8 protein-coding genes are annotated in these 13,566 nt (G+C 69.1%); all 8 read right to left on the reverse strand.

Features of this window, described 5'->3' with window-relative positions; genetic code table 11:
* Positions 1 to 230: 230 nt before the first annotated feature.
* Positions 231 to 1,265, reverse strand: coding sequence for a hypothetical protein (locus Q0S71_RS26585; protein WP_296002540.1), 1,035 nt, complete (start codon positions 1,263 to 1,265; stop codon positions 231 to 233).
* A gap of 84 nt (positions 1,266 to 1,349) precedes the next feature.
* Positions 1,350 to 3,650 carry an SUMF1/EgtB/PvdO family nonheme iron enzyme gene (locus Q0S71_RS26590; protein WP_296002543.1) on the reverse strand — a complete coding sequence of 767 codons (2,301 nt, stop codon included), beginning with the start codon at positions 3,648 to 3,650 and terminating at the stop codon, positions 1,350 to 1,352.
* Positions 3,651 to 3,669: 19 nt separating this feature from the next.
* Positions 3,670 to 5,940, reverse strand: coding sequence for a hypothetical protein (locus tag Q0S71_RS26595; RefSeq protein WP_296002547.1), 2,271 nt, complete (start codon positions 5,938 to 5,940; stop codon positions 3,670 to 3,672).
* 88 nt (positions 5,941 to 6,028) lie between these two features.
* The gene (locus Q0S71_RS26600; protein ID WP_296002549.1) at positions 6,029 to 7,129 is read right to left on the reverse strand and encodes a hypothetical protein; all 1,101 of its coding nucleotides are present in this window, start codon (positions 7,127 to 7,129) and stop codon (positions 6,029 to 6,031) included.
* Positions 7,126 to 8,250: a hypothetical protein gene (locus Q0S71_RS26605; RefSeq protein WP_296002552.1), complete on the reverse strand. Its 1,125-nt coding sequence runs from the start codon at positions 8,248 to 8,250 to the stop codon at positions 7,126 to 7,128. The genes Q0S71_RS26600 and Q0S71_RS26605 overlap by 4 nt, the downstream gene beginning before the upstream one ends.
* Positions 8,251 to 8,253: 3 nt before the next feature.
* Entirely contained in the window at positions 8,254 to 8,850 is a 597-nt protein-coding gene (locus Q0S71_RS26610; RefSeq protein ID WP_296002555.1) for a hypothetical protein, read from the reverse strand.
* Positions 8,847 to 10,253, reverse strand: a complete 1,407-nt coding sequence (locus Q0S71_RS26615; protein ID WP_296002557.1) for a hypothetical protein — start codon at positions 10,251 to 10,253, stop codon at positions 8,847 to 8,849. The genes Q0S71_RS26610 and Q0S71_RS26615 overlap by 4 nt, the downstream gene beginning before the upstream one ends.
* Positions 10,254 to 10,357: 104 nt before the next feature.
* Positions 10,358 to 13,566 (reverse strand): penicillin-binding transpeptidase domain-containing protein (locus tag Q0S71_RS26620; RefSeq protein WP_296002560.1); only part of this gene is annotated, 3,209 nt, incomplete at its 5' end.

The following is a 13,566-nucleotide window of genomic DNA, read 5'->3' on the forward strand; positions in this document are numbered from 1 at the left end:
CACTGTGGATTTCATTCTATTTCCCCTTCTATTTTGTTCTGCTTTCCTCTATTTAGACCTGCATATTCAGGCGAAGTTCAAAATAAAAGAAAGCAGAAAAAAGCAGAAGGAAATAGAAGGCAAAATAGAAGATTTTCCACACGCGCGCGCAGGGCCCCACCCACCACCCCGGGCGGCCATGCCGAGCCCGTTTCCCTCCGATCCGCGAACAAGCTTTTTTTGCCGACTTCTCACCCGCCAGCGAAGTGCGTACCCGTCATGCCCAGCATGATGGCCAGCGCGACCACTGCGGACGCGGCTATTCCCGCCATCGTGTAACGGTCGGCCGACGCGCGCCGCGCGCCATGCGCCAGCGCGACAACGCGCGCACCGAGCGCCAGATGCGACAGCACAAGGAACACGCCCAGATAATAGTGCGGTAGCAGCCGGATATTCCACGCATCGTTCATCAAGCCCGTCGGCGCGCCGACCGCGAAGTTCCAATCCGTTTTGATATGCGCAAACGCGCGCGCGTAAATGAACACGGAATTCATATGCCCCAAAATGAAGAACACCAGATAGGCGCCGGAGGCGATTTGCAGCGCGCGGAAAAAATCGGCGGAACGCAGCGTGTGCCGGCGCAGCAGCTCGAGTCCCGACGCCACCTGGAACAAAAACAGCAGCACGATCAGCGGCTCGATCAGGCGCGCCCGGTAGACATGCCGAAACAGATCCATCAACTGCCGGTGAGCCGCCTCGCTCAGCAAGCCCGCCAAATGATTAGACAGATGCATCACCAAAAACAGCACGACGATGGCCAGCGCGCTGCCTCCGTGCGCGGCCCGCAAACGCGGCGACACGGTCGCGCCGTTCGCATCGATAGCGGCTGGGCTGGCGCAGGCACGCCAGCCCACGGCCAGCACCGTCAGCCAGCCGGCCAGCCACGCCGTCGTATCGGGCACCGGATCGCCAGCCATGTACAGCATCACGCCCAGCATGGTGTAGAGCGGCGGGACAGCGATGGTCAACAGCGCGATGCGCCAGACGACGACCTGTCCGCACGATGGCGCCGGGCGACGTCCGATCCGATATGCCACGTAGAAGCCGAACACCGGCACCGCGAAGGCCAGCGCCAGCATCAGCGCCGCTAGCCAGAGCACCCCCGCCAGCAACGCCGCGCTATACGCTTTTAACAGAAACGGATAGGCCATCGCCGCCAGCACCGCACCGGCGGCGAGCGTGCGCGCGGCGGCGGGCGGCCCGGGAACTTCCCTGATATTCGTCATGGCATATACCGGCAGTGTGATATCGATGCCGTGATGATAAAAGCATCGATGCCGCAGCAGAGTGGCCAATCACGCCGATTTTGGCTAGACCAGTTTGCGCGCGACGCGGAAGCCGACGATGTCGTTGGCCAGCACGGCCGAGTAGCCGTTGCGCAGCGCCGAGCGCAGATAGCGCGGGTTGTACAGCCACGAGCCGCCGCGCAGCACGCGCCGTATCTGGTCGTCGCCCTCTTCCCACGCACGGCCGTCGACCGGCGCGCCGACATAGTTTTCGTGAACCACGTCCTGCACCCACTCCCACACATTGCCGTGCATGTCGAACAGTCCCCACGGATTGGGCGCGTAGCTGCCACCCTTGGTCGTGCCCTGTTTGAACTCGCCGCGCGCGCTGCCGTTGTAGGTGTAGTTGCCGTCGTAGTTGGCTTGCTCGGTGCTGATCGCGTCGCCGAAGCTGAAGGCGGTCTTGGTGCCGGCGCGGCAGGCGTACTCCCACTCCGCCTCGCTCGGCAGCCGGTACACCTGGCCCGTTTTTTCGGACAGCCAGCGCAGGTATTTTTGCGCGTCGACCCAGCTCACGCCGACCACCGGATGATCGTCGGTCTGCCTGAAGCCGGGGTCTTTCCAGTCCGTGTCCGATTGCGATTCCCATTTGGTGGCGCGGACAAACACCTTCCACTGCCCGACCGTGACCGGATAGCGGCCCAGCGCGAACGACTGCTCGATGCCGACCCAGTGATGCGGCGTCTCGCGCTCCAGCCAGTTTTTCTGCGACCCGGCCTTGATCGCCACCAGATGCTCGTGCTCCGCGGAGCCCATCTGAAAACGTCCGGTCGGGATCAGCACCAGGTCCGGCCCAACGCCGGTGCCATCGACGAAACGGTCGCGCAGCACGCCGGTCGGATCGGCCACCGGGCTGCCCGGCGTCGGCATCAGCGCCTTCAACTCCCTGGCGCTGCGCTCGGCCAGCTCCTTGCGGTGCCGGTCCTGTTCCGCGCGATAGGCCGCTTCCGCCTTCAGCTGCAAGGCCTTGCGGTGCTGCTCGTCGCGTTCCTGCTGCGCCTTGAGCGCATCGGCATCGCGCCGCGCCTGTAGCTGCTCGCGCAACTGCTGCTTGCGGATGCGCGCCGATTCCTCGGCCTCGGCGCGCTGCTTGACGGCCAGCTCGCGGCGCAGTTTATCGGCGCGGATTTTTTCCAGCGCCGCCGCCTGCGCCTCGGCCTGGCGCTTGGCCGCCAGTTCGGCCGCGCGCTGCTGTTCCAGCGCGCGCGCCTGCTGATCGTGCGCCCGCTGCCGCTCGGCCTGCGCCGCCGCTTCCTTTTGACGCTGCTGGTCGCGCGCGCGGGCCTGCTCGGCCTGCGCCGCCAGTTCCTCGTCGCTCGGGCCAGCCGCGCGCCGCAGCGCATCGAACAGCTCGGCCACCGTCGCCGGGCGCCGCTCGTAGGCGTAGGCGAAGCCGCTTTGCAGCACCTGCCACTGGCGCGGATTGAGCCCGGCCGGCGCCGGCGGGTGGACTTCGGCGTTGCGCGTGTCGTCGAACGGCACGCGCCCTTCCAGCATCTGGTAAATCATCACGGCCACCGCGTAGACGTCCAGCTGGGGACTGGGCTGGCGCTGATGCGTGCCCGCCTCCGGCGCGCGGTAGCCGGCGGTGCCGGCGTTCGGGGTCTGCAAACCGAGGCTGCTGCCGGCGCTGCGCGCGCGCGAGGCGATGCCGAAGTCGAGCAGCTTGATTTCGCCGCGCTGGGTCAGGAACACATTGCCAGGCTTGATATCGCGGTGCACCAGCTTGTGCTTTTCCCACGCGTACTGGAGCGCGTCGGCCACCGGTTGCAGCAGTTCGTAGACGGTGGCCAGCGGCACCGGGCCGGACTTGGCGAGGTAGGCGTCGAGGTCCTGCCCCTCCAGGTATTCCATGATGATGAAATAGCTGGACGTGGCCGGGTCCTGCGCCCACTCGTAGACGCGGACGATGTTTTCATGCGCCAGCTTGCGCGCCTGCGTCGCCTCCTCGATCAGCAGCTTGGCGTGGGTGGCGCTCTGGGTCAGCTGCGGCGGCAGGATTTTCAGCGCCACCATGTCGCTGTGTCCCAGCTCGGCGTGCGTGGCCAGGTCGGTGGCCTGCCACACCTGCCCCATGCCGCCCATGCCGATCAGGCGTTCGAGCCGGTAGCGGCGGTTCTGCGGGCCGATCTCCTGTCCCGACATCAGGCCCAGCTCCGTGCCCTGGCGCGGCGCGAACGCGATCGGCGTGGCGCTGCCGCCCGGCGGCGCGTATTCGGCATCCAGGATGGCGTTCTTGCGGCGGTCGAACTCCTGCAAGCTCAATAAGCCGTCATCGTGCAGGGCGCGCAGTTCGCGTATCTTGTCTCTTGCGGTTTGCATCATCTGGGTACGGCATATCCCATCAAGGTTGGTACGGTGCGCCGCACTCGGCGCAGAATTTATCGAACGGATGGCCGGGCCGCGACGCATGGCCGTTGCCGCAATAACGCACCGGCGCCGCTGCCGATGCCGGCGACCCCGCCTGCGCCACGCCGATGCCAAGCTGGCTTTGCGACGTCATCGCGTTCGCGTGCGTGGCGTTTTGCAGATTAATCAAATCGAGCTGGTGACGGCGGTCCTTGTCCATCTCCGCGTCGCGGTGCGCGCGCTCGTCCAGCACGCGCTCGTGCGCCAGCCGCGCCGCCTCGGCCGGCGTCACGCCCTGCTCGGCCGCCACCACCTGCGCCAGCGCCTCGATCTGCCCGGGACTCATGCCGCCCTGGATCTTCAGCTTCATGATCTGCGCCAGCGAGGCGGCGTTCGGCCCGGCGGCCGTGGCCACCATGCCGGCCTCGCTCAAGTCGCCGATGGTCTCGATGCGGCGCAGTTCATGCGCCTGCGTGGCCAGCAGCATATCGTGCTCGCCCTTCCAGCGGGCGAATTTTTCGTCGCGCTCGTGCTCCAGCTTTTTCAGCTCGCGCTGCCAGTCGGCCTCCTGCTCCTTCTGCTTCAGGATCAGCCGCTGTTCGTCGACGGCCAGCTGGTCGAGCATGGCCTGCTTGTTGTTGGCCTGGTTCTGGCGCGCGTGGATGCCGTCGGCCTCGATGGTGCGCAGCAGCTTCTCGTACTGCGCCACGGCGTCGGCCTGCGCGCCGCTGCGGCCCAGCTCCTCGATCTTCTGCTTGATCTCGGCCACCTGCACCGCGTTGGCCGCGTCCTTGACGGCGTCGCCGCGCAGCAGGTCGCGCTGCTGCGCCAGGTGCATCTGGTCCTGCCATTCGAGCACGCGCTCGGCCTCGCGCCGGCGCGCCGCGTTTTCCAGCGCCACGCCCTGGAAGCGCGACGTGTGATGCTCGGCCTCGATCTCGGCTTCGCGCCGCTTCTGCTCCGCCTCGCGCTTGTGCAGCCGTTCCAGCTCGGCGCGGCGGCGCGCCTCGTCCTCGATCGCCAGCGCCTGCGCGATCTGGTTTTGCACCAACTGCTGCTGCAACTGGTGCTGGAAGCGCTGCCGCGCCAACTGGCGCTGCTCGGCCGCCTCCTGTTGCGACAATTCGAGCTCGGTGCGCATCTTGATCTGCGCCAGCTGGCGCACGTGGGCCCAATCGGCTTCGTCGCCGGCGCGCGCCGCGCGGTGTTTGGCCAGCTCGTGTTCCAGCTCGGCCAGCGTGGTGCCGGCGCCGCGCTCCATGGCCACCTTGCGCGTCTTCGATTCCATGATGCGGGCGTACAGGTCGACCTCGCGCGCGCGGATCGCCTGTACCCGCTCGGCTTCCTGCAAGGCCAGTTCGGCCTTGTCGACGCCGGCGTCCTGCTTCAATTCGGCGCGGCGGAAATCGGTGCGCATCTTTTGCTCCTCGCGCCAGACCGCCTGCCACTCCTCCGCGTTGTACAACTCGTCGAGCTGCTTGACGTGCTCCAGCTGCACGAAGCGTTCATCGGTCACCAGCCACATGGTGCCGACGCGTTCGCGGTTGCTGTCGAATTTATCGTGGCGCAGCGCCATCGTCTCGACCTGCACCACGGCCAGGCCGTATTCGGCCAGGCGCATCTTGAGCGCGGCCTGCAGGCGCTCGTCCAGCTGCGGGCGCAGTTCCGCGTTGTGGGCCATGTCGCGCATCGAACGGCCGCCGACGAATTCCGCCGCCAGCTGGCGCACCGACGGCGCCAGCAGATCGTGCAGGTGCAGCGTGGTGACGGTGCCCGGCGTGGTCATGAAGTGCTGCGCGAAGGCGCTGACGTTGTCGATCTTGATGCCGACCGTGAAGCGCGCCGACACCTTCAGGTGTTCGGCCGTGTGCAGATCGCTGAACACGAATTCGACCGGCAACGGCATCGAGCGCGTGATGAGAATTTCGGCGTGCTGGTTGCGCAGCAGGTGGTTGAGGCGGGTGAAGAAACCTTCGATTTCATATTCGCCCTGCGGCACCTCGGTCGCCTTGTCGGCCTGGAGGATGTAGGCGCGCGCGGTGGCCGGCACCCGCAGCGTCTTGGTGAAGATGCCCGACAGTTCGCGCACGCCGAAATAGACGGCCAGTTCGTCGTTGGCCGGTATCCAGCGGTTGTCGCGCAACAGCGGTTCGCTGCGCGGCGCGCCCAGCGTCAGGCCGCAATTGTCGCAATAGCCCGACCCGCCGCCGCTTCGGTGCTCGCACCGCGGGCATTTGACGCCGCCAAAACCAAACATTTGGAACATCTCAAACTCCTTCAAGGGTTCATCTAGCCGGTCGCCCTGCACTGTGCGATTTTAGCAGGGGCGTACCGTTTGCAGTCTTGCGCACGATTCAGATCACGCCGATCTGGCCGATGCAGGCCAGCGTCGCACCCCTGGCCCGCAGCGACGGCGCGAAATCGGCCGGTAAATCGGCTTGCCAGGCCAGCGGCAGCAACACGCGGTCGCCCCGGCCGGCTTGCTTTAAAATCAAGATCAGTTTCGCGTCGCGGCCTTCCACGCTGTCGACGCGGCCCGCGTGCCACGCGCTGGAACAGCCGCTGGCGATCACGCGGCCGCGCGGCACGAACTCGCGCCCGCGCGCGAGGCGGTCGGCCATCACCAGCGCCAGTTCATAGGACGAGCCCTGGAAACGCGGCTGGCCGAAGCGCACCACGGTGCGCCAGCGTCCCAGGCCGCGGCCATCGAAATGGCGCGCGCCGGCCAGCGCCTGGCGCACCGCCAGCTGCGCGGCGGCGTCGAGTTCCGGCGCCGCGATGGTGTCCTCCTCTTCCTCCCCGGCCGCGATGGCGGCCAGGGGATGGACGCTGACCTCGACCCAATTGAGGCTGTCGTTGATGCCGCCGCTGTGCAGCGGGAACCACGCGCGCGCGGTCGACACCGAGGCCGATGGATCGGTGTGGCCGGTCAAGCCGCCCAGGTGCGACAGGTACAAACTGGCGCCATCGCGCTCGCCGCCGCCATCGCCATCGCCATCGCCATCGGCCTTATCGTCGCCGAGGATCACGCAGCCGGCCGCCGCGCGGTGCGGGCGCAGGCGCTCGACCGCCTGCGCCGGCCGGCCGTCGACCTTGCCGAGATGCCAGGCGTCGGACCAGCCCAGCGCGAACAGCGTCGAGGCATCGTCGGCCTGCCGGTATGCGCCGCGCACGATGCGGTCGGCCAGCACGGCGGCCAGTTCCCAGTCGCGCTCCAGCGCCGTCGGCGCGAGGTCCATGCTCAGCACAATCTGATCGCGGCTGTCGAAGCGCGCTTCGGTGTGGCGCGCCAGGCGCACCACTTCCCGCATGCGCTCGACGATGGCGGGCGCGCCGGGGACCGCGCATTTGACGTCGGCGCGATGGGCGCGCGGGCGCCGCGTGGCGGTGATCGTCAGCACGCGGCCATCGGCCAGCACGCTGCGGCATTGGGCGCTGTCGGGCAGTGTCGTCACGTCGGCTCCTTGCGCTCTGTGGATGCCACGGTTTTATCGTCATCCGGTTTATCGTCGTCCACCATAGGCAGCGATGCATCGGCCAAGCGCCGCCGCTGCAATTGATCATCGAGATTGGAGACGATGCGGTCGGCTTCATCGAACAATTCGGCCAACTGTAGCGGCACGGCCAGCTGCAAGCGGGCCAGCAAGCCCCAGGCCTCGTCGAGCGACTTCACCGCCAGCGCGCTGCCGGCGGCGCGCCGCTCCTGTTGCGACAACGGCGACGGCTGATTCGGCGCGCTCCATTCCAGCGACGGCATGGTGCTGGCGCTCAGCGCGATCAAGCCCAGTCGCTGCAACAGCTTCTGATGGAGTTGGAACAAGGGCTGCCCCGCCGGCAGCACGAGCAGGCGCAAACCGCTAGTCAAAGCCGGCAGTTCCAGGAACAGGCGGCGCAGCGACCTGGCGTCCGCCGCCCGCACGGCCGGTTGCGCATCGCGGGCGGCAGGAGCCGGCGGTGGCGCCGCGCTGGCCGCCGCCATCACGGGCGCCGGCCGCGCCACGGCCACGGCGCGCGCGGCCAGCAGCTGCGCGAAGTCGACGCGCTCGCCCAGATCGACCGGCACGCAATCGTCGACCGTCACGCCGAAGCGGGTGTACAGCAATTGGTTCAAGCCGGCGCGGAAGGCGTGCCACTCCTCCACCGACGTGCATGGCGGCAGATCGAGGCTGCCCTGGCCGAGCTCCGCTTGCAGCGCCGCCTCGATGGCGGCGGAAAAATCGGCGACCGTCAAGCGCGGTCCCGCTTCGCTGAACAAAAACAGATCGAAGCGCTGCTGCGTCACGCGCGGATCGGCGGCGTCGATCAGGAAGCGCAGGCGCAGGCCCAGTTCCGGCGCGGCGGCGAACGGCGTCAGGTCGCTGCTGTAGGGACCGGGATGGAAGCAGAAGACGGTTTCGCCTTCGCCGACGGCGATGCGGCCGGCCGCGCCGCGCCGCGCGTAAGCGGCGGCGTTGAAGATGACGACCGCCGCACCGGCCGGCGCGGCGTCGCCATCGGCCATGCGCAGCGCGACGACGTGCCCGCCCAGGCCATCGGTATCGGTGGCTGGACGGCGCCGTCGCGTGAACAGGCCCATGATCTAGGGCGCGACCGGTTCGACGACGAAGCTGGCGCCGTAGATGTGGAAGTGCGGCGCCGGCGCGTTCTCGAACGGCCACGCGCGTTCGCATTCGCCGTCGGCGTCGAGCCGCCCTTGCAGGATGATGGCGCCGCCGCCGTCGACCACGCGCAGCATGGTCTGTTCGCGCAGCAGGCGGGCCGCGAATGGCGCACCCGACGCCAGCGTCAGCACCACTTGCCAGCCGCCGTCTTGCGGCAGGAAGTGCAGCGTCCAGTAACGGTCGTCGGTCGCCAGTTCTTCCAGCGCGGCGCCGCTCGACGCCGCGCGCAGCATGCCGGCGCTGCCTTGCCACCGCGCGTCGTTGGCCGCCGCCGATGATGATGCCGATGCCGATGCGGCCGATAACGCGGCGCGCCGTTCCAGCGCCAACTGGCGAAAACGCCGCAGCGTCAACGGCGATTGCTGCAAGGCCGCGCGTTCGTTCGGCGTCAGCGCGCGGCCGCCGGACAATGCCGCCAGCAGGGTCTCGTCGGCCAGCATCAGGCGGTCGCCGGGCGCGGCGCGGGTCAGCAGCAAACGCTGTCGCAGCTGTTCGTCTAGCGGTGTCGAATTCATGCAAACTCCTTCTTTACGCTGCCGCGCGCTGGTGCGGCGTGCAGCTTGTCGATGGCGGCGTTGCGCCGTTTGCGCAGGGTCGGCATCGAAATCCGGTCCAGCGCCGCCAGCTGCTGCAAGGTCGGCAGCTCGCCGGTGGCCGGGTCCAGCCACGCATCGGGATAGCTGTCGTCGCTGGCGCCGAGCAGCTTGTGATACACGGCCAGGCGGATCGCCAGCGTGTCGTCCTTCAAAACGTGCAGCGCCCAGCTGGCGTTGTCCTGTGCCGACCGCGCCAACTCAAGATAGCGGAGGGGCAGGGAAAGCGCGGCGGCGATGGCTTGTTCGGCGTCCAGCTGCGCGGCCGTCGCCGGCGCCTCGGCGATGACGTGATCGGCAAACGACAGCGGCGGCTCGTCCTCCTCCGCCTCGGGGGCGGGCGTGTCGGCGGCCGGCTCGAATTCCTCGTCATCTTCATCGGACGGCGGCGCCCGCAATATCTGGTCGACCACGTCGGCCAGCGGCTCCTCCTCCTCGGCCGCCGCCTGCTGCGCCTCCGACTCCTCGATCACGCGCCAGTAGTCTTCCAGCCATAGCGCCGCTTCGCCGGCGTCGCTCTGCCAGTCGTCGCCGCTGTCGAGGTTCGCCGACAGTTCTTCATAATCGCCGATTTCGCACAGCATGGCGGCGATTTTTTCGGGACTGTTTTTCAAACTGGAGAAGCGCTTCGACTTGGTGTGCAGCGGTCCGGGTGAGCCGCTGAACGCCTCCCGCGACGCGCTCCAGCGGATGATCCACTCGGCCTTGCAGCCGGCGATGGACTTCATCTGCCGCGCCTCGATCGGTATGCCGGCCAGCTCGCGGCCGAGGATGGCGCCGACCTGCGCGGCGTGCTGCCGCCAGCCGGCGAACAGCTGCGCGATGTCGCGATAGGCCGTGTCGAGCATGCGGTAGGTGTATATCTTGTTCGGCGAGCAGGCCACGCCGGTGTTGACGGTGTAGTTGTCGGCGTCGATCTTGTCGCGCAGGCCGGCGTACATGTCGTTGACTTTTTTGCGCAGGTTGCCATCGGCCGCGGCCTGCTGCCAGAAGGCGCCGATGCGCGCATGCTCGGCGGCGATGGCGCCCGTCAGTCCGGCCCAATACGCGGGCTGCGCCTGCAATTCGAAGACGAGGCTGAGCGCCAGTTCGCACACGCTGTCGCCATAGCTGTTGCCGGCCGCTTCGGCGCGCGCCGACTTGTCGGACCGGCGCAGCGCCGCCGCCACCGCGTCGGTGTAGTGGTCGAGCAGCTCGGCGTGGCGCGCGGCGTCGAGCATCAGCGCCATGTCGAGCTGCCGGAAAGCGTGCAGCGAGCAGCGGCCGAGCAGCTTGCGCACCTGCTCCCAGCCATGCTCTTGATAACGGGTTCCTGGCAAGCGCATACCATCCTGTGTAAGAGAGCGCCGGGCCATCGCAGCGTGTATGGCCAGCGGACGCTTCAAAATCATGCCACAGAATGGCGCCGGCCATTATCCGGCTTACAAGGCTATTTCCCCCTCTGTTCCGGTTTCTGCGCCAGCAGCGTGGTGAGCACGGCCGCCACCACCGGCGCCGCGTGCTCGCCGCCGCTGGCCTCCGAATGGCTGACGAAGGCCGCCAGCGCGAGGCGGTGCGTTTGTCCCGGCAGGCTGCCCGCTTCCAGCCAGCCGGTGAACCAGACGGTCGCGCTGTCGTCGCCGGTCGGCGCGGTGCCGGTCTTGCCGTACAAATTCGGCCGCAACGGCGCCAGCGCCTTGCCGCCGAAGGCGTTGGCGGCGGTGCCGACATCGACCACGCCTTTCATGCCGGCCCGGATGCGGTCGAGGCGGATGCCGATGTCCGGCATGGCCGGCACCGCGCTGTCGCTGCCGTCGAGCGCCAGCAGCAATCGCGGCGCCACCACTTTGCCCTGGCCGATGGCGGCGGCGGCGATCGCCATTTGCAGCGGCGTCACCTGCATGCGCAGGCCGATGGCCATCTGGCGCAGTTCGTGGCGGGTGTGGACCGGGTCGATGTGGGCCGGCGTCGCTTGCAGCGCGTCCCAGGTCGACCAGTTGAAATCGGCCGGCAGCAGCCCGCCGTCGAGACGCCAGGCGCGCTCGAAGCCGAGGCGGTGCGCCGCCGCGACGATGGGCCGCACCGGATCGAGCGCGTTGGCGTCGAGCGCCTGCAAGTCCGGCGCGCCGCCGTCGGGGCGGCCGAACAGGCTGCGGTCGCTCATTTCGCCCGACCACGCGAACCAGGTATTGAGGCTGTAGGTCAGCGCCTGCGCCAGTCCCAGTCGGCCTTCCTGCGCGCGCCGGTCCAGGCTCTGCTCCTTGTAGTTGGTGATGTGGGCCAGGCGCGGGTTGACGGGATAGGTGGCGGCGTCGGTGTGGAAGCCGTAGCCGCGCTGCTGCGCCAGCTGGTTGATGGCGGCCAGCGGCATGCCGGACAACAGGCTGTCGATCTGCGGGTCGCCGGCGGCGGCCAGTTCCAGTCCCAGCGCGCTGACGATTTTAAAGGTGGAGCCCGGACTTTGGTGCGCGCCGCCGTCGTGCTGCAAGGCCGGCAGCCGCAAGGGACTGCGGGCCGGATCGGCGCGGTCGAAGTCGCGCACCTCGGCCCAGTTGGCGCTGTCGACGACGCCCGCGCCGGCGCCGGCGGCGACCAGCACGTCGCCGTTTTCCGTGTCGAGGATGACCATGCCGGCGTGGCGGCCGTCCGGCGCGGGCGCGCCGCCGGCGCAGGCCTTGCCGTCCCAACGGCCGCGCCGCATGCCGACGCAGTCGAGCACCTGCTGGCTCAGTGTTTGCAGCGCCAGGTCTATCGTCATGCGGGCCGAGACGGCGGCGCCGGACGCCGACGGCAGCCGCGCCAGCATGCCCGCCACGCTGCTGGCGTGGTCGCTGCTGAAACCGAGCAGCGGCGCCAGGCCGGCGTCGAGCGCGGCCTGGGTCGGCGCGCCGTCGGCCCACAGCAGCGCGCCGTTGCGGTCCTGCAGCAGCACCGGCGACTGCGCCCGCGCCTTGACCGCCGCCGGCAGGCCGCCCGTGCCCAGCGCCTGCCACACCAGCCGTCCGCCGTCGACGCGCAAGTGGCGATATTTCTGGTCTTCCGGCGCGTGCATCGCCAGCGCGACGACGTCGAGCTGCACGCTGCGTGCGCCCGCTTGCAGCGTCAGCGTCACCAGTTGCGCGTCGTTTTCGGACGCGCAGGAGCGGCCGCTGCATGCCGCGCGCAGCTGCATGCGCGCGCCGCTGGCCGCCGTGGCGCGGCCGATCACCATCAGTTCCATGATTTCACCGCCGACGGCGGGCCGCGGCAGATTCACGCTCAGGCGCACGGTCGCCGGCGCCGGCGCCGATGTCGATGCCGATGCTGATGTCGATGCCGATGCCGATGCCGACGCTTGCGGCCAGTGCGCGACGCGGCTCCACGGCTGCCAGCCTTGCGGCACAGCGTCGAACAGACGGGCGGCGGCGCCGGGCATCTGCGTGGTGGCCGCGAGCGAACCGTCGCCCATGCCGGGATTCCACTGCGGCCCGGACTTGACGCGCCACGCCAGCAGGCGCAACTCGCCGTTGTAGATGTCGATCTGCTGGCGCACGTAGTCGCCGTCCGCTTCGTAATACAGGCGCTTGATTAATTTGACGGCGGCGCGGTCCAGCCGCACCTCGCTCCAGCCGGGCAGCGGCGCGGCGCGGGCCGTGTCGGCGGCGCCGCTCCACAGGGCCAGGTCGCGCGGCACGATGGCTATCGCGCCGTTGGCGTCGAGCCGCACCAGCCCATGCGCTTGCAAATCCTGGAACAGGGTCTGGTCTTCCAGCGCGCGGCGCGGCGCGGCCGGCACCAGATACTGGCCGGTCGGCAGCGTCGACGCGACCGCCCTGCCGCGCGCCGGGAAGGCCGTCACCAGCGCCTGCAAGGGCGCCGGTTCAATCGCGGCCGCCGCCGACGGCAGCCGATACATCTGCACCACCAGATCGCCGGCCTGCGGGCACATGGCGTTGGCGCGCCGCTCGATGCGCAACGCGGCGCCGCCGCCCCACAGCAGCCAGCCCTGCTGGCGCAGCGCGACCTGCGCGCTGGCGCCCTCCTCGACCTGGCCGAAACTGGCGTCGCTGATCCAGCGCGCCTGGCCCTGCGCCGCGTGCCAGCTCAGTTGCAGCGGCTCGCTGAGCGGGTCGGCGAAGTCGGCGCGCGCCATGCCGCTGATCTGCACTTCCGGCATCGGGTTCGCATCGGCCGCGCCGCCGTCCACCAGCAGCACGTTGCGCAGCGAGACCGGATCGGCCGCATCGCGCTTGTTCTCAACATGATGGGCGACCCAGCGCCGCACGTCGTCAAAGCGGTAGCCTAGCCGCAGCGGCACCAGCCGCGCGCTGCCGGCCGCCCGCAGCTGGCTGCACAAATCGACGCGCACCGGCGGCGCCGCCTGCAAGCCGGCGGCGACCAGCAGAGCGCCGCCCGTCACCACATGCAGGTCGAGGCCAGGCTGCGACGGCACGCCGAAGGCGTCGCCGGGCAGCGCGGCGCCATACGCGGCGGCGGCGTGCACCTGCCCGGCCGACTGCGCGGTGCTGATGGTGGCCGCGCCCAGGTGGCGCGCGTGGCCGGCGATGATGGCGCCGCCGATCAGCGCCGACAGCACGCCGGCCACGCCGACCCAGCGCGACTGCGTCATCGCCGGCGCCGGGCGCGCCGACTTGGACGGCGCCGGCGCCGGCGGGCGCG

The sequence above is a fragment of the Rugamonas sp. genome (genome assembly GCF_025354735.1).
Lineage (GTDB): Bacteria > Pseudomonadota > Gammaproteobacteria > Burkholderiales > Burkholderiaceae_D > Rugamonas.